Origin of the sequence: Paraburkholderia susongensis (assembly GCF_900177725.1) — a bacterium.
Taxonomy (GTDB): domain Bacteria; phylum Pseudomonadota; class Gammaproteobacteria; order Burkholderiales; family Burkholderiaceae; genus Paraburkholderia; species Paraburkholderia susongensis.
In genome coordinates, this window is record NZ_FXAT01000001.1 from 913,934 (window position 1) to 936,538 (window position 22,605).

Below are 22,605 nucleotides of genomic sequence, written 5' to 3' on the forward strand. Positions count from 1 at the left end.
ATGAAGCTGATGCGCGCGCCGAACCTGATCACCGGACAGCATTGGGTCAACGTGCTCGAGACCGCGGGTATTGCGTGCGAATTGCACAACCGCTATCTGAACGGCGCGCTCGGCGAGATTCCGGCGGATCAGTGCGCACCGGAGTTATGGCTCGTCGACGAACGCGACGAGGCGATCGCGCGGCGTCTGATCGAGGCGGCATCGCAGGGTCCGGCACCGGGCGCGCCGGGCTGGCGATGCCAGCATTGCGGCGAAATGCTCGAAGCGCAGTTCACCGTGTGCTGGCAATGCGGGACTGCGCGCGATCCGCTGAAGGGATGACGCGAAGGCAGGCTGGTCGCGATGCTTGCCGCGCTATCCGTAGGGCGGCCGGGAATTGAAAAAGCCAGGCGATACCCCGGCTTTTTCATTTGATGCGCGAGCGACGCGGCGGCTTCAGGCAAGCCATACCGCGATGGTCAGCATCAACAGCAGGATCATCCATAGCACGACTGCGCGCCATACGAGACCCACCGCCGATTGCAGCGTGCGCGGCGTGCAGTCGTCGCCGACCTGCATCGGACCGCCGTCGCCAGTGGCGAGTGCGTCGAGGCTCGACGGTTCCGCGAGCGGCCCGGCGAGGCGCGCGCCGAGCGCCCCGCTTCCCGCGGCGAGCAGTACGCCATCGTTCGCATCGGGCCATTGCCGCGCGTGATTGCGCCACGCGTAGATCGCGTCCTCGAAATTGCCGACGATCGCAAAGCCGAGCGACGTCAGCCGCGCCGGCACCCAGTCGATCACGAAGAACGCGCGCTGAGCGAAGCTCGAAAAGGCGACGGTACGATCGTCGGCCGGCCGCGCCCATGCGCGCGCGAGGTATTCGGCGCAGCGGTACAGCACGGCGCCCGCGGGACCGACCGGAATCAGGAACCAGAAGAACACGCCGAACACGTGACGGTGCGACGCGACCACCGCGTGAATCAGCGTATGACGCACGATCTCGCTGACCGGCATGTCGACGGTATCGAGCCCGGTCCATTCGTTGAGGATTTCGCGCGCGCGCGGCACGTCGTCGTTGTTCAACGCGAGATGGATGTCGGTGAAGTAATGGCTGAACTGCCGGAAGCCGAGCGTGAAGTACAGCACCACGACGTTCCACATGAACGCCAGCAGAAAGTGAATGTGATACAGCACGTAGTAGACGAGCGCGACCGCGAGCGTCCAGGGCACCACCACCACGAGCCATGCGAGCAGACCGTGTCGTTGCTTGCCGGCGTCGAATCCGTGCGCCGCCGACTCCGCATGGTATTGAAGCAACGCGGACACCGGATTGTTCGGTGACAGTGCGCGTACCTGTTCAATGATCAGAGCCAGCAATACGGAGAAAAAAGTCATGCGGTGCGCCGTGCTTTTTGAGTTTTTACGATTGTTTTATAACGATAGCACAGGGTCGGATGCGACTGAACGTGGACACTGACAAACCACCGACAACTGCATCGTCCGCGCAACTCTGCCCGTCCAACTCATGCGGCGAGGAAGCGATACAGGTTGCGCAGCATCGCCGCCGTCGCGCCCCAGATGAAATGATGGCCGCCCTGCACGGCTGTTTGTTCGCTTGCTGCTTCCGTTGCCTGTAGGCTTGCCTCGCCGCTTCGCCGTTGCGTGGGGTTTATCGTTGCCGCCAGTTCATCGCGCGGATACGGCATCGCGAAAAAGCGGCGCTCGCCGCCTTCGTAACGGAACAGACGCTCTTCGTGGTTCGCGGGGTTCATCAGGAATGCGAGCGGCACTTCGAACACCTCGGCCACTTCGAGCGCATCCATCTGCAACGTGAACGGCGGATGCACGAGGCCGATCACCGGCGACACGCAAAAACCGGTGCCCGTCAGATAGTCGGGCAATGCACCGAGAATTTCCACGCGCGACGCATCGAGGCCGACTTCCTCGCGCGCCTCGCGCAGCGCGGTCGCGATGGCGTCGGCGTCGAACGGTTCCTGACGGCCGCCGGGAAAACTCACCTGGCCGGCGTGATCGTTCAGATGGTCCGCGCGCTGCGTGAGCAGGACCGTGAGGCCGTGCTCACGCACCACGAGCGGCACCAGCACCGCGGCCACGCGCGGATCGATCTCGGTATTGCGCCACGGCGCATCGGCAATTTTCTCGGGGGTCCAGGCAAGCGGCCGCTCGAAGCGTGCCCGCAGTGCATCGGGCGTAAGACGGTCGCCCGCCACCGCCGGCAGATCGGCGCCGGTCGCGATGACAGGCAGGCTTTCGGGCTCAAAGACGGGGCGGATCAACGGGTTCTCTGATGAGCGGGTGGGGATACCGCTATTTTGACCTGGCAAACAAAAAAGCACCCGCGAGGGGTGCTTTTTCTTACAGCATTTACGCTTCCGGAGCAGCGCGGTTTTTCGAAACCAGCTTTTCCTTGATTCGAGCCGACTTGCCCGAACGCTCGCGCAGGTAGTACAGCTTTGCACGACGCACGTCACCGCGACGCTTCACGACGATGCTTGCCAGCAGCGGCGAATACGTCTGGAACGTACGCTCGACGCCTTCGCCCGACGAAATCTTGCGGACGATGAACGACGAATTCAGACCACGGTTACGCTTGGCGATCACGACGCCTTCGTAAGCCTGCACACGCTTACGCGTGCCTTCAACCACGTTCACGCTGACGATGACCGTATCGCCCGGACCAAAATCGGGAATGGTCTTTTCGCCGAGAACGCGCGAGATTTCTTCCTGCTCGAGTTTTGCAATCAGATTCATCACTGACTCCTAGATCCATCTTGTCGGCGTTCGTACCTGCCTTGCGCTGGTTTCCCGCAGGTTGCCCTGCTGCGCTCGGCTACGGCCCCGATAGAGGATGGGTTCACATCTGGCGCCGCACACGCATGTACGGCACCGCCTTGTGTCCGCTCGAAAGACCGGGGCCTCAGGCCTTCGGTTCTCCCTTCGCGAGACTTGCGAGCCATGCCTCGTCGGCACGGCTCAACATCTTGTTCTTCCTGGCCTTCACGATCAGATCGGGCCGTTTGTTCAGCGTGTTGCGCAACGCTTCGCGCCGCCGCCACGCTTCGATTTCCGCATGATGGCCGCCGAGCAGCACATCGGGCACCCGCACGCCCTCGTATTCCTCGGGCCGCGTGTAATGCGGACAATCGAGCAGCACGTCGACGAAGCTGTCCTGCACCGCCGACTGCGAATCGTTGAGCACGCCGGGCAGCTGACGCACGACCGCGTCCATCAACGCCATCGCAGGCAACTCACCGCCCGACAGCACGAAGTCGCCAAGGCTGACTTCCTCGTCGACGACACGGTCGAGCAGACGCTGGTCGATCGCTTCGTAACGACCGCACAACAGGATCAGACCGGGTTCGGCCGCGAACTTCATGACGCGCTCGTGATTGAGCGTTGCGCCTTGCGGCGACATCATCACGACGCGCGGCGTACCAATGCCCTGTTGCGCCTGCGCCGCTTTCGCGGCATCGATCGCTTCTTCGAGCGGTTTCGCCAGCATCACCATGCCGGGGCCGCCGCCGTACGGGCGATCGTCGATCGTACGGTAGTTGTCGGTTGTGAAATCGCGCGGATTCCACGTGCGCAACCCGTAGCGCTCCTGCTTCACTGCCCGGCTGGTGATACCCCAGTCGGTCAGCGCACGGAACATCTCAGGAAAGAGCGTCACGACATCGAACTGCACCGCTCTCTCCATTCAACGAAAGATTTCAATAATCGGCTTCCCAGTCGACGACGATCTGCTTCGCTGCCTGGTCCACCGTTTTGACATAGACGCCGACGAACGGGATCATGCGCTCGCCTGCTACCGGCTTGCCGCTCTTGTCGGTAGCCGGATATTCGATACGCAGCACCGACTGCGCGCCGTTGTCGATCATGCTTGCCACCCTGCCGAGGTTGAGCCCGGCGAGGTTCACCACATCCATGCCGATCAGGTCGACCCAGTAGAATTCGTCGGCTTCGAGAGCCGGAAATTCGTCGCGGCTGACGTACACGCGAAAGCCGCGCAAGGCCAGCGCCACGTCGCGGTCAGCGACGCCGCCCAGATGGGCAACCACACTGTCGCTATGAGTTTTGGCCTGCAAGGCCGGCACCGATCTACGCTCGCCGTCTTTGAGCAGCCACCAGCGTTTCGCGCTCAGCAAGGCGTCGCCGCCTCGCCCGGCACCTGCATGCGCGGCCACCTTGACCCAGCCTTTGAGGCCGTAAGCGTCGACGATCGCACCGACCTCGATCACGTCGGCCGGCCAGCTTGCCGCCGTTTCCGTGCGCATTTCCGCGGCTTCGGAACCAGCGTTTGCCGCAAGGGCTTTCGCCTTGTCTTCGGTCCGTTCGACCGGCTTGCGGACGAATGCACCGAACGACGTCTGACCAGACGCCTTTGCGCGCGAAGCTGCTCCGGCGCGACCAGAACTGCCGGAATCACGCTCAGACATGAGATAACCTCGGAGACAACGTCGCCGCCAGCTTTGGCGTCTGTTTCAGTAAAACAATTTGCGCATCGAACTGCTCACGCAAGCTGCGCGAGCCGCCGGCCGAACCGACGACGATACGCACACGAGCCGCCATTATCAGGCAGCCGGTTGCGCCTTTTGCGCTTCCTTCACGAGACGCTCGACGGTCGGCGACAGTTGCGCGCCAACACCTTGCCAGTACGTCAGGCGGTCCTGAGCGATACGCAGGGACTCGCCCTTCGTAGCGACCGGGTTGTAGAAGCCAACGCGCTCGATGAAGCGGCCGTCACGACGGCTGCGCGAGTCGGTGGCAACGATGTTGTAGAACGGGCGCTTCTTGGAGCCGCCACGAGCCAAGCGGATGATGACCATACTAGAATCCTTGAAAACCGGGGTTCGGAACGACTGAAACACGCGATTATAGCTGGAAACTGACGCCATAACAAACACTTACCGGGATAAACTGAGCAACCGGGCTGCGCCGGCCACCGGCCAGGGGGCCCGCGAACCCGCCCAAACGCCCGGAATACCTGAAGGAGCGCTCGTGAAACGCCTGCAGCCCATCCCGGTTCTGTCCGTTTTTTTGCTCTTTTTCGTGCGCTTTTCGGGACTTGCTTGCGCTGCGCGAGGCCGCGTTCTACGCGCGGCGGCCGCGACGCTCGTCGCCACACAGGCCCTGACGGCGGCCGCGGCACTGCCCGTCGAGAAAATCAGGGTCCCGCCGGGCTTTCATATTGAAGTGTTGTCGGACGAAGTGCCGAGCGCACGCGCGATGACACTTTCGCCGAAAGGCATTCTCTATGTAGGCAGCCTTGACGGGCACGTCTACGCGCTCGAACTGCAAAACGGCCATGTGACGGGCCGCCACGTGATTGCTTCCGGCCTGCAGTTGCCGGCTGGAGTGGCATGGCACGACGGCGCGCTATATGTATCCGCAGTGTCGAAGATCGTGCGCTTCGATGCGATCGACTCCCACCTGAGCGATCCGCCGCAGCCCGTTATCGTGACTGACAAGCTGCCCACGGAGACGCATCACGGCTGGAAATTCATCGCTTTCGGTCCGGACGGCAAGCTGTACGTGCCGCAGGGCGCGCCGTGCAACATCTGCGAAAAAGACCCCAACCGGTTTGCGCTGATTGGCCGCATGGACCCGGACGGCAGCCACTATGAGGTCGTGGCGCGCGGCATACGCAATTCGGTCGGCTTCGCGTGGCATCCCGTCACACACGAACTGTGGTTCACCGACAACGGCCGCGATCTGCTCGGCGACGACATCCCGAGCGATAAGCTGAACCGCGCGCCACGAGTCGGGTTGAATTTCGGTTTTCCGTACTGTCATGGCGGCGACACGCCGGACCCCGAATTCGGCAAGGACCATCCGTGCAGTGATTTCACGCCGCCCGTGGTCAAACTCGGCGCGCACGTGGCTTCGCTCGGCATGCGTTTTTACGATGGCCCAATGTTTCCACCCGACTACCGCAACAGTATTTTCATCGCCGAGCACGGCTCCTGGAACCGCAGCAAGAAGGTCGGCTACCGCGTCGTGCGCGTGATCGCCAATGCGGACGGCAGCAACGCGCGCCAGGAAGTCTTTGCCGAAGGCTGGCTGCAACCCGGCGAAGCCGTCTGGGGCCGGCCCGCCGACGTGCTGCCGCTGCCGGACGGCTCGCTGCTCATCAGCGACGATTACGCCGGCGCGATCTATCGCGTGACGTATTCGGCGCCTTAGTGCCCGTCAAGGCGCTGACCTTGGTGGTGGGCGAACCCTTCGCGAAGCCCGCCGAGTTCGCAGCCGCGCCAAAGACAATCCCTCCGGCCCGTACATCGGCTCCGGCACGAAGGCACCAAAGCTCCCTCTCCAACCCCGACATCCGCTTCGCCGCGGAGGCATCAAAGACGTCCAGCCCGCGCCGCGCGCCGCCGCTACCCGTCTTCGGCCCTTTGCCCACCCGCGACGTGACCGCCGGCGCGCGGCAGGCGTAGAATGCGCGTCGGTCCGCGCCCTGCGGCGCGCCGCTCCTTTCGACCGCCCATCACTCTGCCCAAGCGTCCATGTCCACCGTTGCTTCGACTTCCCCACGCTTCAGATCCAAGACGATTACCGCCGCGCTGGCGTTCTTCTTCGGCAGCCTCGGCGCCCACCGCTTCTATCTGTACGGCGCCCGGGACATTTACGGTTGGGCTCATCTGATCGGCACGTTGATCGGCATTCCCGGCGCAATGCTGCTCGTGGCAACCGAGCGCGCTTCGATGCTCGGCTGGGCGCTGGCGACCCTCGGCGCAATTTCGCTTCTTGCCGCGTTTCTCGCCGCAATCGTCTACGGGCTGCGCCCCGACGAAAAGTGGGACGCGCAGTTCAACGCCCACACGCAGCGCAAAAGCCGCTCCGGCTGGACGGTTATCTTCATCGTCATCTTTTCCCTGTTGATCGGCGCCTTCCTGCTCATGAGCGGTCTCGCCATCTCGTTTCAGACCTACTTCGAGAGCCAGGTGGAAGCGGCCAAAACGATCTCGCAGTGACGGCGACAAGCTCCGCGAGGCGCTAGAAAAGCCTTAGTTGCGGATTGTCGTGTGACGGCCCCCGCTCACGCGACGGCTCACCTCGCCGAAAGTGCGACATGTCGAGAATGCCTCGCTCGCGCCCGTTCAATCCCAGACGGCGCACGGCCTTGTGAAAGCGCTGCTTGAGCATGTCCGCCCATAAGCCCTCTCCTTTCATACGCGTCGAGAACGACGAATCGTAGTCCTTGCCGCCCCGCATGTCGCGCACGCGGCTCATGACCCGTTCGGCCCGGTCGGGAAAATGCGCGGCGAGCCAATCCTTGAACAGCGGCGCGACTTCCCAAGGCAGACGCAGGACGATATAGCTCGCGTTGCTCGCGCCCGCTTCCGCGCAAGCCTCGAGCACGCGCTCCATGTCTGGTTCGGTGACGAACGGAATGACCGGCGCAATGCTGACGCCGACCGGAATGCCCGCCTCGCTCAAAGTGCGGATCGCACGCAAGCGCCGCGACGGCGTGGCCGCCCGTGGTTCGAGCGTGCGCGCGATGTCCGCGTCCAACGTCGTGATCGTGATCGCGGCCATGAACTGCCCGCGCGCGGCCATCGGCGCGAGCAGATCGATGTCGCGCTCGATCAGCGACGATTTGGTGATTGCCGCGAATGGCTGGTTGCGCTCGCTGAGCACCTCGATCACGCGGCGCGTGAGGCGCAAGTCGCGCTCGGCCGGCTGCCACGCGTCGGTGGCGACACCGAGCGCGATCGGCTCCGGCACGTAGGACTTCTTCGACAATTCGCGCTCGAGCAGCTCCGGCGCATTGATCTTCGCGTAGATGCGGCTTTCGAAATCGAGCCCCGGCGACAACCCCAGATAGCTGTGCGTGGGCCGCGCGAAGCAATAGATGCAGCCGTGCTCGCAACCGCGATAGGGATTCAGCGACACGCTGAACGGAATATCCGGCGAGGCATTGCGCGTAAGGATCGACTTCGCGCGCTCTTCGAACACCTGCGTGCGCAACCCTTTCGGCTCGCCGTCTTCTTCGGCGGCTGGCTGCCAGCCGTCGTCAACGGCTTCGCGCTGGTCGACCTCATAGCGGCCTTGCAGGTTCGTCACCGCTCCACGCCCTTTGCGAGGCGCGGGCGGCGCGATCGGAAATTCAGGAACGGAAGAAGTATCGGAATCAGTCACGGCAGGCCACGGCTAGAGCACTAAAAACGGCGCAACAAAGAAATACGAACCGGAAATACAGCCCGCAGGACAAACGCGCGCCCAACAAAAAACGGCGCAAAACACCTGTATAAATATACAGTGTTTACGCCGTTTGTCGAGTCCCGCTTTTCCGCCCGCGACCCGGCCGCGAACCCGCTACCAGGACCGCCGTGATGTTCCGGTCCGCGCTTATTACGTCCCTATTCGCCCACCGCGATCGTCAGCGTCTCCTTGATCTCCTCCATCACCACATAGCTCTTCGACTGCACCGCGCCCGGCAACTGCAGCAGGATGTCGCCGAGCAGCTTGCGGTAATCAGCCATTTCGCCGATGCGCGCTTTGATCAGATAGTCGAAGTCGCCCGACACGAGGTGGCATTCGAGCACCTCGGGAATCTTCTGCACCTCGCGCCGGAACTGGTCGAACATGTTGCCGCTCTTGTGATCGAGCGTGATCTCGACGAACACGAGCAGCGCCGCGCCCAGTTCGACCGGGTTCACGCGCGCGTAATAGCCCATGATCACGCCGTCGCGCTCCATCCGCTTGACCCGCTCGATGCACGGCGTCACCGACAGCCCCACCTGCTCCGCGAGGTCTTTCATCGCCATCCGGCCGTCCTGCTGCAGGAGCCGCAGGATCTTGTGATCGAGCTTGTCGAGAGCCCGCACGGGCTGCCGCTGTGTACGCATGATGTTTCTGCTGAAAATGATGAAAATACGATAACAAAACCTGCCTGACTGTTAATAGTATAGCGGTTAACACTGGGCAAACCGCGTTATACCTCGGGTTACGACTCGTTAGCCGAACGAGATCGAATCCACCGACGAACGCCGTGCCCTCCCAACCTTTCTGAATACCTGGAGCAGCTATGCGAGTCGTCGTTTTGGGCAGTGGCGTCGTCGGTGTGACGAGCGCGTATTACCTCGCGCGCGCCGGTCACGAAGTAACCGTCATCGACCGTGAAGCCGGCCCGGCGCTCGAAACCAGTTTCGCCAACGCCGGCCAGATCTCGCCGGGCTATGCGTCGCCGTGGGCCGCGCCGGGCGTGCCGTTGAAGGCCGTCAAGTGGATGTTCCAGAAGCACGCGCCGCTCGCGATCCGCCTCGACGGCACGGCATTCCAGCTGCAATGGATGTGGCAGATGCTGCAGAACTGCACGACCTCGCGCTATGCGGTGAACAAGGGCCGCATGGTGCGCCTCGCCGAATACAGCCGCGACTGCCTGCAGGCGCTGCGCGCCGACACCGGCATCCAGTACGAAGGCCGCACCGGCGGCACGCTCCAGGTGTTCCGCACGCAGCAGCAATTCGACGGCGCCGCGAAAGACATCGCCGTGCTGCAGGAAGCCAACGTGCCGTACGAACTGCTGTCGGCGGAAGAACTCGCGAAAGCCGAGCCGGCGCTCGCCGCGGTATCGCACAAGCTCACGGGCGGCCTGCGCCTGCCGGGCGACGAAACCGGCGACTGCCAGATGTTCACGACGCGCCTTGCCGCGCTCGCCGAGGAATTGGGCGTCAAATTCCGCTACAACACACCGATCGACGCACTCGCGATGGCGGGCGACCGTATCGCCGGCGTGCAGTGCGGCAGCGAACTCGTGCGCGCGGATTCGTTCGTCGTCGCGCTCGGTTCGTACTCCACGCGCTTCCTCGACGGCATCGTGAAGATTCCGGTCTATCCGCTGAAGGGCTATTCGATCACCGCGCCGATCGTCGACGCAGCGGCCGCGCCGGTGTCCACGGTGCTCGACGAGACCTACAAGATCGCGATTACGCGCTTCGACGACCGGATTCGCGTCGGCGGGATGGCGGAGATCGTCGGCTTCGACAAGTCACTGCGCAAGGCGCGCCGTGAAACGCTCGAACTGTGCGTGAACGACCTGTTCCCGGGTGGCGGCGATACGTCGAAAGCGACGTTCTGGACCGGTCTGCGGCCCATGACGCCGGACGGCACGCCGATCGTCGGCCGCACGCCGGTCGCGAACCTGTTCCTGAACACGGGGCACGGCACGCTCGGCTGGACCATGTCGTGCGGCTCGGGCCAACTGCTGGCCGATCTGATGTCGGGCAAGCAGCCGGCCATCCGCGCGGACGATCTGTCGGTGCATCGTTATCTCGGCGAGACGGCCGGCGAGCATCGTCCGGCTTATGCCTAAGCTAAGTGACGCCAGGCGGCAAGCGGATGCGCTGATGCACTCGGCGCGTTAATCAGCGCATGCGGCGGAATCGAAGCAGTAAAAAAGTAACAGCGAAGTAGCAGCGAAGCAACAGCGACAAACGGCGCCTCGCGAGGCGCCGTTTGCATTGAAGCCGGGATGAATATCCGCACAACATCTGAATATCGTCCGGCCACGATCACGTCATCAACCCGCGCTCAGAACTGATCCTCCGACAACGCCAGCACGCCTTCCCCACCCTTCGCACTGACAATCGCCACTTCGAGCGCCGCCGCCTGCGGCAATACGTGCTCCGCATAGAACCGCGCGGTGGCGATCTTCGCGTCGTGGAACGCAGGATCCGCGTCGCGCCTGACCGCAGCCGCGAGCATCGCACGCGCCATCTGCCAGCCTCCGAGCACGATGCCCGCGAGCTTCAGATAAGGCACGCTGCCCGCGAACACCGCGTTCGGATCGCCCTTCGCATTCGCGACGACGAAATCGACGACCGCGCTCATCGCGCGCTGCCCCTGCGCAAGCTGCGTCTTCATCGACGCGAATGCCGGCCCCTGCTGCGCACCGAGCGCGTCGACTGTCTGTGCGATACCGGCAAGCAGTTCTTTCGCGACCTTGCCGCCGTCACGCAGCGTCTTGCGGCCAATCAGATCATTCGCCTGAATCGCGGTCGTGCCTTCGTAGATCGGCAGGATGCGCGCATCGCGGTAGTACTGCGCGGCGCCGGTTTCCTCGATGAAGCCCATGCCGCCGTGCACCTGCACACCGAGGCTCGCGACGTCGATCGACAGTTCCGTGCTCCAGCCCTTCACGATCGGCACGAGGTATTCGTAGATCGCCTGATGCGCGGCACGCGTCGCTTCGTCCGGATGACGATGCGCGAGATCGCAATGCGACGCCGCGACATAGGCCAGTGCGCGCGACGCTTCGGTCAGGCCGCGCATCGTCGACAGCATGCGGCGCACGTCCGGGTGCTGGATGATCGCGACCGGCTGCTTCGCCGAGCCATCGACGGGGCGGCTCTGCACGCGCTCCTTCGCATACGCGACCGCCTTCTGGTACGCGCGGTCCGAGATCGCGACGCCCTGCATGCCCACTGCGAAACGCGCGGCGTTCATCATGATGAACATGTACTCGAGCCCACGATTCTCTTCGCCGATCAGTTGGCCGATCGCGCCGCCATGATCGCCGAACTGCAGCACCGCGGTCGGGCTCGCCTTGATGCCGAGCTTGTGTTCGATCGACACGCAGTGAACGTCGTTGCGCTCGCCGAGCGAACCGTCCTCGTTGACGAGAAACTTCGGCACGATGAAGAGCGAGATGCCCTTCACGCCCTCGGGCGCGCTCGGTGTGCGCGCGAGCACGAGATGCGCGATGTTCTTCGCCATGTCGTGCTCGCCCCACGTAATGAAGATCTTCGTGCCGAACAGCTTGAACGAACCGTCGGCCTGCGGCTCGGCGCGCGTGCGCACGAGCGCGAGATCGGAGCCGGCCTGCGGCTCGGTCAGGTTCATCGTGCCGGTCCATTCGCCGGAAATCAGCTTCGGCACATAGGTCTGTTTCTGCGCTTCGCTGCCCGCGGTCAGCAGCGCTTCGATCGCGCCGTCGGTCAGGAGCGGACACAGCGCGAACGACAGGTTCGACGCGTTGAGCATTTCGACGCACGGTGTCGCGATGAGCTTTGGCAGCCCCTGCCCTTCGTAGTCGAGCGGATGCTGCACGCCCTGCCAGCCGCCCTCGGAGAACTGGCGGAACGCTTCCCTGAAACCCGGCGTCGCGGTCACGACGCCATCCTTCCAGCTGCTCGGATTGCGATCGCCGTCGACGTTCAGCGGCGCGAGCACTTCGCCGCACAGTTTCGCCGACTCGTCGAGCACGGCCTGAGCCGTGTCGAGGTTCGCGTCTTCGAAGCCGGGCAGCCTCGCGATGTCTTCGAGTCCGGCCAGTTCTTGCATCACGAACAGCATGTCCTTGATGGGCGCCGTATAGCTCATTTCGGTTCTCCTCCCTTGATATGAAAAAAGGGCGCGGGACTTGGTCGGTCCAGCGCCCTTCGCTTGCTGTCAGCCGCCTGTTCGAGGCGCTGCGGCGCTTAGCCGAGTTCGCTCACGAGCTCCGGCACGACGGCGAACAGATCGCCGACCAGACCGTAATCGGCGACGCTGAAAATCGGCGCTTCCGGATCCTTGTTGATCGCGACGATCACCTTCGAGTCCTTCATACCCGCCAGATGCTGGATCGCACCCGAGATGCCGACCGCCACGTACAGTTGCGGCGCGACGATCTTGCCGGTCTGGCCGACCTGATAGTCGTTCGGCACGAAGCCCGCATCGACCGCGGCGCGCGAGGCGCCCAGTGCCGCGCCGAGCTTGTCCGCGAGCGGCTCCAGCACCTTCGTATAGTTCTCGCCGTTGCCCAGCCCCCGGCCGCCCGACACGATGATCTTCGCGCTCGTCAGCTCCGGACGGTCCAGCTTCGTGACTTCACGGCTAACGAACTGCGAGAGGCCGCTGTCGGCCGCGGCTTCGATCTTCTCGACTGCTGCGCTGCCACCTTCGGCTGCAACCGCGTCGAAGCCCGTCGAGCGCACGGTGATGACCTTGATCGGGTCAGCCGATTGCACGGTCGCAATCGCGTTGCCCGCGTAGATCGGACGCTCGAACGTGTCTGGCGAATCGACTGCGGTGATGTCGCTGATCTGCGCGACGTCGAGCTTTGCCGCGATGCGCGGTGCGATGTTCTTGCCGTAGGCGGTGGCCGGCGCGAGGATGTGCGAGTAGTTCTTCGCGATGTTCAATACGGTCGCTTCGACGTTTTCCGCGAGACCCGCTTCGAGTTGCGGCGCATCGGCGAGCAGCACCTTGCTGACGCCCGCGATCTTCGCTGCCGCATCGGCCGCAGCCTGCGCGTTGTGACCCGCAACCAGCACGTGAATGTCACCGCCAATCTTTTGTGCCGCTGCGATCGTATTCAGCGTCGCGGCCTTGATCGACGCGTTGTCGTGTTCTGCTATTACCAGATTCGTCATTTGCTCTGTCTCCAGTCCCATGCAACATAGTTGCCGTTCTACTTAAAGCACCTTCGCTTCGGTCTTCAGCTTCTCAACCAGCGTCTTCACGTCCGGCACCTTCACGCCGGCGGAGCGCTTCGGAGGCTCGGCGACTTTCAGCGTCTTCAGACGCGGCGTGACATCGACGCCGAGATCTTCCGGCTTGACGACTTCCAGCGGTTTCTTTTTCGCCTTCATGATGTTGGGCAGCGTGACGTAGCGCGGCTCATTGAGGCGCAGGTCGGTGGTGACGACCGCCGGCAGCGTCAGCGACAGCGTTTCGGCGCCGCCGTCCACTTCGCGCGATACGGTGGCCTTGCCGTCTGCAACGACAACCTTCGAGGCGAACGTCGCCTGCGGCAGGTTCGCGAGCGCGGCGAGCATCTGGCCGGTCTGGTTGGAGTCGTCGTCGATGGCCTGCTTGCCGAGGATCACCAGTTGCGGCTGCTCCTTCTCGATCAGCGCTTTCAAAAGCTTCGCCACCGCGAGCGGCTGCAAATCCTCACTCGATTCGATCAGGATCGCGCGGTCCGCGCCGATCGCGAGCGCGGTGCGCAGCGTTTCCTGCGCCTGCGTCACACCGGCCGACACGGCAATCACTTCGGTCGCCACGCCCGCTTCCTTCAGACGCACGGCTTCTTCCACCGCGATTTCGTCGAACGGATTCATCGACATCTTCACGTTCGCAATGTCGACACCCGTGCCATCCGACTTGACCCGGACTTTCACGTTGTAGTCGACCACTCTCTTCACTGGCACCAGGATTTTCATGCACACGCTCCAAAGTTACGAATACGTCAACCCGACGAACATTATAACGACTGCCTCATGGCAGCCCTATCGCGGGCCCATTAGCGGGAGGATATCGCTCCTCTGCGGCGCGACGACAATAGCGAACGATCGTTCTATTTTAATCTCTAAAAAACCCGGGCGGCAACCCCGGGTTCCGACTCGCACTTCTAATTTCGCATTGCCGTCGTCTTCCTGCGAATCTGGCGGGCGGCGGCTTACCAGGCGGTAATGACCGAGCCGCCGAATTTGTTGTCGATGAACTGCTTCACTTCCGGCGAGTGGTACGCGGCGACCAGCTTCGCGACCCACGGCTTGTTGCGGTCGGCCTCGCGGATCGCGATGATGTTCACGTAAGGACCCTTCGGGTCTTCGATCGCGATCGCATCCTGCTTCGGCTTCAAGCCCGCTTCCATCGCGAAGTTGGTATTGATCGCGGCCGCATCGACGTCGCCCAGCGAACGCGGAATCTGCGCCGCGTCGAGTTCGACGATCTTCAGTTTCTTCGGATTCCCGACGATGTCGAGCGGCGTCGCCTTCAGCCCCGCATCGGCGCGCAGCTTGAGCAGGCCCTGCTTTTGCAGCAGCAGAAGCGCGCGGCCGCCGTTGGTCGGATCGTTCGGCACGGCGATCTTCGCGCCCGGCTGCAATTCGGCGAGCGACTTGATCTTTTTCGAGTAGATACCCATGGGGTACGTGACCGTGTCCGCGATACGGATCAGCTTGTAGCCGCGGTCCTTCACCTGCGCCTGAAGATACGGGTCGTGCTGGTAGCTGTTCGCATCGAGATCGCCGCTCGCAAGCGCCGCGTTCGGCTGCACGTAGTCGGAGAACTCGACGATCTTGATGGTGAGGCCGTTCTTCGCCGCGACGCTCTTCACGACGTCCATGATCTGCGCGTGCGGGCCGCCGGTGACGCCGACCTTGATCGTGTCGTCGGCATGCGCCGCGGTGGCGGCGAAGAGCGTTGCCGCGCCGAGCGCAGCAGCGAGCTTGAGAATGAAGCGACGTTGCATGATGGGTCTTTTCCGAATCTGCGAATCTTGTAAATGAGCTGCCGGTCAGGGTTGCCGGCAACCGTTGTTCATTTGTGGCTCAGGCGACGCACGAGCCAATCCCCAAACGACTGCACCAGTTGCACGAACACGATCAGGATCACGACGACCGTCAGCATCACTTCAGGCAGGAAGCGCTGATAGCCGTAGCGGATGCCGAGGTCGCCGAGACCGCCGCCGCCGATCGCGCCGGCCATCGCCGAATAGCCGACCAGCGACACGAATGTGATCGTGAGCCCGGCGACCACGCCCGGCAGCGACTCGGGCAGCAGCACCTTGAAGACGATCTGGCCGGTGGTCGCGCCCATCGCCTGGGCCGCTTCGATGAGCCCGCGATCGACCTCGCGCAGCGCCGTTTCGACGAGCCGCGCGACGAACGGCGCGGCGGCGATCGTCAGCGGCACGATGGCGGCCGCCGTGCCGATCGACGAACCCACGACGAGCCGCGTAAACGGAATCACCGCGACGAGCAGGATGATGAACGGCGTCGAGCGCACCGCATTGACGATCACGCCCATCACACGATTCAGGGCGACGTTTTCGAGCACGCCCTGACGGTCGGTCAGATACAGCAGCACGCCGAGCGGCACGCCCGCCACGGCGCCGATCAGTCCGGAAATGCCCACCATGATGAGCGTTTCCCAGAACGACTGGACGAACATATCGAACATTTCACTCAACATGCGAAAGCTCCTCTACCACCACACCCTGTTCGCGCAGATACGCGAGCGCCTGCGCCACCTTGGCCGGTTCGCCGCCCGCGAGCACCGCGAGCGAGCCGAACGCCTGCCCCTGGATCTCGTCGATCTGGCCGTGCAGGATGTTGAAGTCGAGTTCGTAGCGGCGAATCGTTTCAGACAGGATCGGCTGATCGACGCCCGAGCCCGTGAACGCAAGGCGCAGCAGATGACCGCTGCCGGTCTTCAGACGCTGCGCGACGCGCGCTTTCATCGCGGGCGGCAGCTCCTGCGCGATCACGTCGCCGATCAGCGCGCGGGTGACTTCGTGATGCGGTTGCAGGAATACGTCGATGACCTTGCCCTCTTCGACGACGCGGCCCGCGTCGAGCACCGCGACACGGTCGCAGACCTGCTTGATCACATCCATCTGGTGCGTAATCAGCACGATCGTGAGGTTCAGTTCGCGATTGATGCGCTTGAGCAGTTCGAGGATCGCGCGCGTGGTTTCGGGGTCGAGCGCGGAGGTCGCCTCATCCGAGAGCAGCACCTTCGGCTTGCTCGCGAGCGCGCGCGCAATGCCCACGCGCTGCTTCTGGCCGCCGCTGATCTGCGCCGGATAGCGGTCCTTCTGTGCCGACAGCCCGACGAGGTCGAGCAGCGGCAGCACGTTCGCTTCGATTTCGTCGCGCTTCATGCCGGCGAGTTCGAGCGGCAACGCGACATTCTCGTACACGGTGCGCGACGACAGCAGGTTGAAGTGCTGGAAGATCATGCCGATCTCGCGGCGCGCCTCGCGCAACTGCGCGGCGGGCAGCGTCGTCAGATCGCGGCCGTTGACGACGATGTTGCCTTCGGACGGCCGCGTGAGCAGGTTGATCGTGCGCACGAGGGTGCTCTTGCCCGCGCCGCTGCGGCCGATGATGCCGAACACCTCGCCGGCCGGAATCGACAGATTGACGTTGTGCAGCGCCTCGACCCAGCCCCGGGGCCCGGCAAACCGCTGGGAGATATTGCGTATTTCAATCATGGAAAACGAAACGGCGGCGACTGCCGGCGAGCGTATTGCTCCCGGCAAGCGGCCGCCGTTGCTTTTATTGGGATTTGAGGCCGCTATTCTACCGCAGCGACGACATACTCTTTAATAATCAATTCCGATCTTTTCATAACCTGAGGGCATTAGAGGGGCGCACGATGCGCGATGCTCGCGCACGCTGCGCCGCTGCGACTATGATCGGGCGACATCCAATCAGGACAAGCCGCAAACCATGCAGACATCCCCGAGCCACACCGTGCGCGCGAGCGCGGGCAACCCCAGTAGCGACGTACCGCAGCGCACCTCGGTCACGGCCGCCGACGGCGTGCAGTTGCCGCTCTATCGCTGGCAACCCGGTGGGCCGGCGCGCGCGACGGTCGCGCTGCTGCACGGTCTCGCCGAGCACGCCGGCCGCTACGCCGCGCTCGCCGGCCGGCTCAACGGGGCGGGCATCGAACTGGTCGCGATCGATCTGCGCGGCCACGGCCATGCACCCGGCAAGCGCGCGTACGTGAAGCGCTTCGACGACTACCTGCTCGACGCGCAGGCGCTCGTCGACGCCGCCGCCCAAAGCTGCGTGCCGCTCTTCCTGATGGGACACAGCATGGGCGGCGCGGTGGCCGCGCTCTATGCGATCGAACGACTCGCCGAGAGCGGCCGTCGATTGAGCGGCCTGATCCTGTCGAGTCCCGCGCTCGCGCCGGGCCGCGACGTGCCGCGCTGGATGCTCGCGGCGAGCCAGGTCATCAGCCGCCTCTACCCGGGCTTCCCGGCAATGAAGATCGACGCCGCGCTGCTCTCGCGCCTTCAGCCGGTGGTGAACGCCAATCGCAACGACCCACTCGTGCATCACGGCGCGATTCCGGCGCGCACGGGCGCCGAGCTGCTGCTCGCGATGAAGCGGATCGAGCACGGCCGGGCGGGTCTGCGCATGCCGCTTTTCGTCTATCACGGCACCGCCGACAAGCTGACCGAGCCCGACGGCAGCCGCGCATTCGGCGAGCACGCGGGTTCGCCGGACAAGACGCTCACGCTATACGAAGGCAGCTATCACGAGACGATGAACGACCTCGACCGCGACCAGGTGATCGGCGCGTTGATCGAGTGGATCGAAAAGCGGGTAGTGGGACGAAGCTGAGCCGGGCTCGCAGCGCGCTCTCGCCGTGACATCGAATTGGCGGCTGCGCCCAGCCACGGTTGATGAACCAAACCAGCGTTTGCAACCGCCTAGCGCTTCCAGTCCGGCGCGCGCTTGTCGATGAACGCCTGCACGCCTTCGAGCGCCGAGTCGTCCATCATGTTGCAGGCCATCGTCTGGCCGGCGAGCTGATACGCGGCCTCGATGCCCATTTCGAGCTGCCGGTAGAAAAGGCCCTTGCCCGCGCTCACGGCTTCGACCGGCTTCGCGCAGATGCTCGCGGCGAGCCGCGCGAGTTCGTCGTCGAGCATGTCCGCCGGAACCGTGCGGTTCACGAGACCCTGCTGCTGCGCTTGCGCAGCGTCGATGAAATCGCCGGTGAGCAGCATTTCAAGCGCCGCCTTGCGCGACAGGTTCCGCGACAGCGGTACCGACGGCGTCGCGCAGAAAAGCCCGAGGTTCACACCCGAGACGGCGAAGCGCGCAGTATCGGCGGCCACCGCGAGATCGCACATCGCGACAAGCTGGCAGCCGGCTGCCGTCGCGATGCCGTGCACGCGCGCGATCACCGGCTGCGGCATGCGCTGGATCGTCATCATCAGCTTCGTGCAGCGCGCGAAAAGCTGCTGGTAGTAAGCAAGCGACGGCGCCGCACGCATTTCCTTCAGATCGTGTCCCGCGCAGAACGCGCGCCCCGCCCCGGCGATCACGACGACGCGCGCATCCGTCCGCGCAATCGCACTCAGGCTCTGCTGAAGTTCGTCGAGCAGCGCCTCGGATAGCGCATTGAACGCATCGGGCCGGTTCATCGTCACGCGCACGACGCCCGGCACGCGATACGCGTCGTGTTCGATCTCGACCAGTGAAGCGTTGCCGCTGTCTGCGGGACTGGCGTTCATGGCTCGCTCCTCGCTGCGTTGCCTGACTGTGTTGCCTGACTGTGTCGCTTTACTGCGTTGCTTGCCCACGTTGCGCTACGTTACGTTGTGCCGTTCAGGATGCGCCGAATACCGGGACCGCTCAGAGATTCAGATACCGGCGAGCGCACGCACGTGCGCGACCACGCTGCGGCCGAGCGCCGACAGGTTGTAGCCGCCCTCGAGACAACTGACGATGCGCCCGCGCGCGTAGCGCGTCGCGATCTCGCGCATCTGCTCGGTAATCCACGCGTAATCGTCTTCGACGAGCCCCATGTTGCCGAGGTCGTCCTCGCGATGCGCATCGAAGCCGGCCGAGATGAACAGCATCTCCGGCTTGAATTCGTGCAGGCGCGGCAGCCACAGCATGTCGACCGCCTCGCGCACCGCCATGCCGTTCGAGCGTGCCGGCATCGGCACATTGCACATGTTGGGCGCCTGGTTGTCGGCGCCCGTGAACGGATAGAACGGATGCTGGAAGATGCTGCACATGAGTACGCGCGAGTCGCCCGAGAACGCGGCCTCGGTGCCGTTGCCATGATGCACGTCGAAGTCGATGATCGCGACGCGCGCGAGGCCATGCACCTCGAGCGCGTGACGCGCGGCGATCGCGACGTTGTTGAAGAAGCAGAAGCCCATCGCGCGCGCCGGCTCCGCATGATGGCCGGGCGGCCGCACGCTGCAAAATGCGTTGTCGTAGCGGCCTTCGAGCACCGCGTCCGTCGCGGCCACCGCCGCGCCCGCGGCGCGCAGCGCGGCTTGCCACGTGTGCGGGTTCATCGTCGTGTCGGGGTCGATCTCCGCGGTGCCCTCGGTGGGCGAACGGCTGCGGATGTAATCGACATGCGCCTGCGTATGCACGCGCAGCAGCGCGGCTTCGTCGGCGAGCGGCGGCGATTCGCGCCCGATCAGCGCGTCGATGCGGCTCGCGATCAGCTGGTCCTCGATCGCCTGCAGGCGCGCGGGACATTCGGGATGCCACTGCCCCATGTCGTGCAGCAGACAGTCGGCGTGGGAATAAAAGCCTGTTGCCATAGTTCTCTTGTTTCTCTTGTGCGCCTCTTCTACGCGCGGCGCATTCGATGCGCGCAGCGTGTCTCCGTCGAGCGGCGCGCGCCCCGGCGCGCCGATATTCATCAAGTTACCACACGATGGCGCGGTAGGGCCGCTGCGCCGCCGCTGTGGCGTGTTCGGCACGGTTTTGCGGAGGGCGTCGGGTATACTGCCCCCGGCCCGTTTCCTTCGATTACCCTCGGCGTTCCCCGTCGCCCCCCGTCTCTCACGCACTGCGCTTCCTGCTCACTATGACCGTCAAGCTTGCTCTGCCCGCACGATCCACATGCAACCGGTTACGCCTTGGCATGCTGGCCGCCTCACTGTCCGTCGCATCGTGCATGTTCATGGCAGCCAGTCCGGCGAATGCGAAGAAGTCGCCGGTGCAGATCGCGCAAAGCCAGCCGCAGCAGCCGGTGCAGCAAGGGCAGACGTTCGAGGAAGAGATCATTCCGCAGCGCTACGCGAACAACGCGAATGTCGATGCGTTCATCAACGAGATGGTGGCCCGCTACGACTTCGACGAAAACGCGCTCCATGCGCTCTTTGCCGGCGTCAGCTATTCGGCGACCGCGGTGAAGCTCGTCACGCCGTCGCCCTCGCCGTCGGTCAAGAACTGGCGCGTGTATCAGGCGCGCTTTCTGGACCCTGTGCGCATCAATGCCGGCGTGCGTTTCTGGCGCGAGAACCAGGCCACGCTGCAACGCGCGTATCAGGAGTTCGGCGTGCCGCCGGAGGTGATCGTCGGCATCATCGGCGTGGAAACGATCTACGGCCGCTACATGGGCAACTTCCGCGTGCTCGATGCGCTGACCACGCTCAGCTTCGATTATCCGAGCACGGCGAATCGCGCGGACCGCCAGGCCACCTTCCGCAAGAATCTCGAAGACTATCTCGTGTGGACGCGCGACGCGCAGATCGACCCGACCACCGTGCTCGGCTCCTACACCGGCGCAATCGGCATTCCGCAGTTCCTGCCGAGCAGCATCGTGCAATACGCGGTGAATTACGACGGCAACAAGCGCATCGATCTGCGCACGAGCGAGGCGGATGCAATCGGCAGCGTCGCGAATTATCTGCGTCAGAACGGCTGGGAGAGCGGCCGGCCGGTGGTGTGGCACATCGCCACGGACGCGGGCAGCCTCGGCGTCGCGCAAGCGGCCGCCAACGGTCAGCCGGAGCCGCGCTGGCCGCTCGAACAGTTGCTGCGCGCCGGACTCGTGCTGAACGAGCCGAACCTCGATATCGCCACGGAAGCGGGTACGCCGGTAACGGTGGTCGATCTGCCGTCGCCGGGACGCGGCACCGAGTTCGTGCTCGGCCTGAAGAACTTCTATGTGCTGACGCGCTATAACCGCAGCTTCTTCTATGCGCTCGCGGTGTATCAGTTGGGTCAGCGGGTGAAGGCGCAGATGCAGGCGATGGATGCGGCGAATAGTGCGGCGCCCCAAGGTTCGCAGGGACCGCAAAGCCCGGTCAATTCGCCGAACACCGATTCGCAATAAGTTCGGCTGCCGGGGCTCAGCGTGCGCCCCGCCTCGAGCGACATGACAAAAGCGCCGGCTTGACCGGCGCTTTTCATTGGCTCACGCGACCCGTGTGACTCATGTGACTCGCGCAACTCGCTTGCTCAGGCGGGAAACACGCCCGTGGACAGGTAGCGGTCGCCGCGATCGCAGACGATGAACACGATCGTCGCATTCTCGACCTGGCGCGCGACACGCAGCGCGACTTCACACGCGCCGCCCGACGAAATGCCGGCGAAGATACCTTCGACCGAGGCGAGACGCCGCGCCATTGCCTCAGCAGCGGACTGGCTCACGTTCTCGACGCGGTCCACGCGGCTGCGATCGAAAATTTTCGGCAGGTAGGCTTCCGGCCACTTGCGGATGCCGGGAATACGCGAGCCTTCCTCGGGCTGCGCGCCGATGATTTCGATCTGCTGATTCTGCGTTTTCAGATACGTCGACACGCCCATGATCGTGCCGGTCGTACCCATCGACGACACGAAGTGCGTGATGCGCCCTTCGGTGTCATGCCAGATTTCCGGGCCCGTGCCCTCAATATGCGAGGCCGGATTGTCCGGATTCGCGAACTGGTCGAGGATGATCCCCTTGCCTTCGCGCTGCATCTGCTCGGCCAGATCGCGCGCGTATTCCATGCCGCCCGTAACCGGCGTGAGAATGATTTGCGCACCATATGCAGCCATGCTCTGACGGCGCTCCACCGACAGGTCTTCCGGCATGATCAGCACCATCTTGTAGCCGCGGATCGCGGCCGCCATGGCGAGCGCGATGCCGGTGTTGCCGCTCGTCGATTCGATCAGCGTGTCGCCCGGCTTGATGCGCCCGCGCGCTTCCGCTTTCTTGATCATCGACAACGCCGGGCGATCCTTCACCGATCCCGCGGGGTTATTCCCCTCGAGCTTCGCAAGGACTACGTTATTGCGGCTGCGGATCTCGTCGTCGGGAAGACGGACGAGTTGCACGAGCGGTGTATTGCCGATCGTGTCTTCAATCGTTTTGTATGCCATGTCGGGTTCTGAATCTATCGATGTG

General features: G+C 63.9%; 24 protein-coding genes. 6 read left to right on the top strand and 18 right to left on the bottom strand.

All coding sequences use genetic code 11. The annotated features are described in order from the left end of the window. Positions 1 to 321, top strand: coding sequence for a putative signal transducing protein (locus B9Z01_RS04195; RefSeq protein WP_085480956.1), 321 nt, complete (start codon positions 1 to 3; stop codon positions 319 to 321). Between the two features lie 114 nt (positions 322 to 435). Here the strand turns inward: B9Z01_RS04195 and B9Z01_RS04200 are convergent, their stop codons facing one another. The 7 genes from B9Z01_RS04200 to rpsP form a co-directional block, all read right to left on the bottom strand. Then, complete coding sequence (locus tag B9Z01_RS04200; RefSeq protein WP_085480957.1) at positions 436 to 1,374, bottom strand: CobD/CbiB family protein; 939 nt, start codon at positions 1,372 to 1,374, stop codon at positions 436 to 438. 128 nt (positions 1,375 to 1,502) lie between these two features. Further along, the gene (locus B9Z01_RS04205) at positions 1,503 to 2,276 is read right to left on the bottom strand and encodes an NUDIX hydrolase (protein ID WP_085480958.1); all 774 of its coding nucleotides are present in this window, start codon (positions 2,274 to 2,276) and stop codon (positions 1,503 to 1,505) included. A gap of 88 nt (positions 2,277 to 2,364) precedes the next feature. Continuing rightward, positions 2,365 to 2,751, bottom strand: coding sequence for a 50S ribosomal protein L19 (rplS, locus tag B9Z01_RS04210; RefSeq protein WP_085480959.1), 387 nt, complete (start codon positions 2,749 to 2,751; stop codon positions 2,365 to 2,367). A gap of 166 nt (positions 2,752 to 2,917) precedes the next feature. Next, positions 2,918 to 3,697, bottom strand: a complete 780-nt coding sequence (trmD, locus tag B9Z01_RS04215) for a tRNA (guanosine(37)-N1)-methyltransferase TrmD (RefSeq protein ID WP_143808809.1) — start codon at positions 3,695 to 3,697, stop codon at positions 2,918 to 2,920. A gap of 13 nt (positions 3,698 to 3,710) precedes the next feature. Next, positions 3,711 to 4,436, bottom strand: a complete 726-nt coding sequence (rimM, locus tag B9Z01_RS04220) for a ribosome maturation factor RimM (protein ID WP_085480960.1) — start codon at positions 4,434 to 4,436, stop codon at positions 3,711 to 3,713. Then, entirely contained in the window at positions 4,429 to 4,557 is a 129-nt protein-coding gene (locus B9Z01_RS36620) for a hypothetical protein (protein WP_275937485.1), read from the bottom strand. Before B9Z01_RS36620 ends, rimM begins: the two co-directional genes overlap by 8 nt. 14 nt (positions 4,558 to 4,571) lie before the next feature. Beyond that, on the bottom strand, positions 4,572 to 4,826 hold the full coding sequence (gene rpsP, locus B9Z01_RS04225) for a 30S ribosomal protein S16 (protein WP_013090118.1): 255 nt from the start codon (positions 4,824 to 4,826) through the stop codon (positions 4,572 to 4,574). Between the two features lie 172 nt (positions 4,827 to 4,998). Between rpsP and B9Z01_RS04230 the strand changes: the two genes are divergently transcribed. Beyond that, complete coding sequence (locus B9Z01_RS04230; RefSeq protein WP_085480961.1) at positions 4,999 to 6,183, top strand: PQQ-dependent sugar dehydrogenase; 1,185 nt, start codon at positions 4,999 to 5,001, stop codon at positions 6,181 to 6,183. 323 nt (positions 6,184 to 6,506) lie between these two features. Next, positions 6,507 to 6,974, top strand: coding sequence for an NINE protein (locus tag B9Z01_RS04235; RefSeq protein WP_085480962.1), 468 nt, complete (start codon positions 6,507 to 6,509; stop codon positions 6,972 to 6,974). 22 nt (positions 6,975 to 6,996) lie between these two features. Here the strand turns inward: B9Z01_RS04235 and B9Z01_RS04240 are convergent, their stop codons facing one another. Both B9Z01_RS04240 and B9Z01_RS04245 read right to left on the bottom strand, forming a co-directional pair. Continuing rightward, positions 6,997 to 8,142 (bottom strand): PA0069 family radical SAM protein, encoded by a 1,146-nt coding sequence (locus B9Z01_RS04240; RefSeq protein ID WP_085480963.1) that lies wholly within the window; start codon positions 8,140 to 8,142, stop codon positions 6,997 to 6,999. A 221-nt stretch (positions 8,143 to 8,363) separates the two neighbouring features. Further along, a complete protein-coding gene (locus tag B9Z01_RS04245; protein WP_085480964.1) occupies positions 8,364 to 8,852 on the bottom strand; it encodes an Lrp/AsnC ligand binding domain-containing protein in 489 nt (162 codons plus the stop codon). Between the two features lie 179 nt (positions 8,853 to 9,031). Here B9Z01_RS04245 and B9Z01_RS04250 point away from each other — a divergent pair, with 179 nt between their 5' ends. Further along, positions 9,032 to 10,318, top strand: coding sequence for a D-amino acid dehydrogenase (locus B9Z01_RS04250; protein WP_085480965.1), 1,287 nt, complete (start codon positions 9,032 to 9,034; stop codon positions 10,316 to 10,318). A gap of 218 nt (positions 10,319 to 10,536) precedes the next feature. Here B9Z01_RS04250 and B9Z01_RS04255 read toward each other — a convergent pair whose 3' ends face one another. From B9Z01_RS04255 to B9Z01_RS04280, 6 genes are all read right to left on the bottom strand, one after another. After that, the gene (locus B9Z01_RS04255; protein WP_085480966.1) at positions 10,537 to 12,327 is read right to left on the bottom strand and encodes an acyl-CoA dehydrogenase; all 1,791 of its coding nucleotides are present in this window, start codon (positions 12,325 to 12,327) and stop codon (positions 10,537 to 10,539) included. A 98-nt stretch (positions 12,328 to 12,425) separates the two neighbouring features. Then, complete coding sequence (locus B9Z01_RS04260) at positions 12,426 to 13,361, bottom strand: electron transfer flavoprotein subunit alpha/FixB family protein (RefSeq protein ID WP_085480967.1); 936 nt, start codon at positions 13,359 to 13,361, stop codon at positions 12,426 to 12,428. A gap of 42 nt (positions 13,362 to 13,403) precedes the next feature. After that, a complete protein-coding gene (locus tag B9Z01_RS04265) occupies positions 13,404 to 14,153 on the bottom strand; it encodes an electron transfer flavoprotein subunit beta/FixA family protein (RefSeq protein ID WP_085480968.1) in 750 nt (249 codons plus the stop codon). A gap of 236 nt (positions 14,154 to 14,389) precedes the next feature. Then, on the bottom strand, positions 14,390 to 15,187 hold the full coding sequence (locus tag B9Z01_RS04270; protein ID WP_085480969.1) for a MetQ/NlpA family ABC transporter substrate-binding protein: 798 nt from the start codon (positions 15,185 to 15,187) through the stop codon (positions 14,390 to 14,392). Between the two features lie 68 nt (positions 15,188 to 15,255). Continuing rightward, positions 15,256 to 15,909, bottom strand: coding sequence for a methionine ABC transporter permease (locus tag B9Z01_RS04275; RefSeq protein ID WP_085480970.1), 654 nt, complete (start codon positions 15,907 to 15,909; stop codon positions 15,256 to 15,258). Next, a complete protein-coding gene (locus B9Z01_RS04280) occupies positions 15,899 to 16,933 on the bottom strand; it encodes a methionine ABC transporter ATP-binding protein (protein ID WP_085480971.1) in 1,035 nt (344 codons plus the stop codon). Before B9Z01_RS04280 ends, B9Z01_RS04275 begins: the two co-directional genes overlap by 11 nt. A 238-nt stretch (positions 16,934 to 17,171) precedes the next feature. Here B9Z01_RS04280 and B9Z01_RS04285 point away from each other — a divergent pair, with 238 nt between their 5' ends. Beyond that, the gene (locus tag B9Z01_RS04285; RefSeq protein ID WP_085480972.1) at positions 17,172 to 18,077 is read left to right on the top strand and encodes an alpha/beta hydrolase; all 906 of its coding nucleotides are present in this window, start codon (positions 17,172 to 17,174) and stop codon (positions 18,075 to 18,077) included. A gap of 89 nt (positions 18,078 to 18,166) precedes the next feature. Here B9Z01_RS04285 and B9Z01_RS04290 read toward each other — a convergent pair whose 3' ends face one another. Together B9Z01_RS04290 and B9Z01_RS04295 are read right to left on the bottom strand one after the other, a co-directional pair. Further along, a complete protein-coding gene (locus tag B9Z01_RS04290; RefSeq protein WP_085480973.1) occupies positions 18,167 to 18,976 on the bottom strand; it encodes an enoyl-CoA hydratase in 810 nt (269 codons plus the stop codon). 129 nt (positions 18,977 to 19,105) lie between these two features. Continuing rightward, positions 19,106 to 20,029, bottom strand: coding sequence for a histone deacetylase family protein (locus tag B9Z01_RS04295; protein WP_085481182.1), 924 nt, complete (start codon positions 20,027 to 20,029; stop codon positions 19,106 to 19,108). Between the two features lie 359 nt (positions 20,030 to 20,388). Here B9Z01_RS04295 and mltB point away from each other — a divergent pair, with 359 nt between their 5' ends. Then, on the top strand, positions 20,389 to 21,552 hold the full coding sequence (mltB, locus tag B9Z01_RS04300) for a lytic murein transglycosylase B (RefSeq protein WP_085481183.1): 1,164 nt from the start codon (positions 20,389 to 20,391) through the stop codon (positions 21,550 to 21,552). Between the two features lie 125 nt (positions 21,553 to 21,677). Here mltB and cysM read toward each other — a convergent pair whose 3' ends face one another. Further along, a complete protein-coding gene (gene cysM, locus B9Z01_RS04305; protein ID WP_085480974.1) occupies positions 21,678 to 22,580 on the bottom strand; it encodes a cysteine synthase CysM in 903 nt (300 codons plus the stop codon). Positions 22,581 to 22,605: the final 25 nt, after the last annotated feature.

Coding starts and splice junctions, on each gene's coding strand:
- B9Z01_RS04195 (WP_085480956.1), top strand. CDS start 1: ATGAAGCTGATGCGCGCGCCGAACCTGATCACCGGACAGCATTGGGTC.
- B9Z01_RS04200 (WP_085480957.1), bottom strand. CDS start 1,374: ATGACTTTTTTCTCCGTATTGCTGGCTCTGATCATTGAACAGGTACGC.
- rplS (WP_085480959.1), bottom strand. CDS start 2,751: ATGAATCTGATTGCAAAACTCGAGCAGGAAGAAATCTCGCGCGTTCTC.
- trmD (WP_143808809.1), bottom strand. CDS start 3,697: ATGGAGAGAGCGGTGCAGTTCGATGTCGTGACGCTCTTTCCTGAGATG.
- rimM (WP_085480960.1), bottom strand. CDS start 4,436: ATGTCTGAGCGTGATTCCGGCAGTTCTGGTCGCGCCGGAGCAGCTTCG.
- rpsP (WP_013090118.1), bottom strand. CDS start 4,826: ATGGTCATCATCCGCTTGGCTCGTGGCGGCTCCAAGAAGCGCCCGTTC.
- B9Z01_RS04235 (WP_085480962.1), top strand. CDS start 6,507: ATGTCCACCGTTGCTTCGACTTCCCCACGCTTCAGATCCAAGACGATT.
- B9Z01_RS04245 (WP_085480964.1), bottom strand. CDS start 8,852: ATGCGTACACAGCGGCAGCCCGTGCGGGCTCTCGACAAGCTCGATCAC.
- B9Z01_RS04250 (WP_085480965.1), top strand. CDS start 9,032: ATGCGAGTCGTCGTTTTGGGCAGTGGCGTCGTCGGTGTGACGAGCGCG.
- B9Z01_RS04255 (WP_085480966.1), bottom strand. CDS start 12,327: ATGAGCTATACGGCGCCCATCAAGGACATGCTGTTCGTGATGCAAGAA.
- B9Z01_RS04260 (WP_085480967.1), bottom strand. CDS start 13,361: ATGACGAATCTGGTAATAGCAGAACACGACAACGCGTCGATCAAGGCC.
- B9Z01_RS04265 (WP_085480968.1), bottom strand. CDS start 14,153: ATGAAAATCCTGGTGCCAGTGAAGAGAGTGGTCGACTACAACGTGAAA.
- B9Z01_RS04270 (WP_085480969.1), bottom strand. CDS start 15,187: ATGCAACGTCGCTTCATTCTCAAGCTCGCTGCTGCGCTCGGCGCGGCA.
- B9Z01_RS04275 (WP_085480970.1), bottom strand. CDS start 15,909: ATGTTGAGTGAAATGTTCGATATGTTCGTCCAGTCGTTCTGGGAAACG.
- B9Z01_RS04280 (WP_085480971.1), bottom strand. CDS start 16,933: ATGATTGAAATACGCAATATCTCCCAGCGGTTTGCCGGGCCCCGGGGC.
- B9Z01_RS04285 (WP_085480972.1), top strand. CDS start 17,172: ATGCAGACATCCCCGAGCCACACCGTGCGCGCGAGCGCGGGCAACCCC.
- B9Z01_RS04290 (WP_085480973.1), bottom strand. CDS start 18,976: ATGAACGCCAGTCCCGCAGACAGCGGCAACGCTTCACTGGTCGAGATC.
- B9Z01_RS04295 (WP_085481182.1), bottom strand. CDS start 20,029: ATGGCAACAGGCTTTTATTCCCACGCCGACTGTCTGCTGCACGACATG.
- mltB (WP_085481183.1), top strand. CDS start 20,389: ATGTTCATGGCAGCCAGTCCGGCGAATGCGAAGAAGTCGCCGGTGCAG.
- cysM (WP_085480974.1), bottom strand. CDS start 22,580: ATGGCATACAAAACGATTGAAGACACGATCGGCAATACACCGCTCGTG.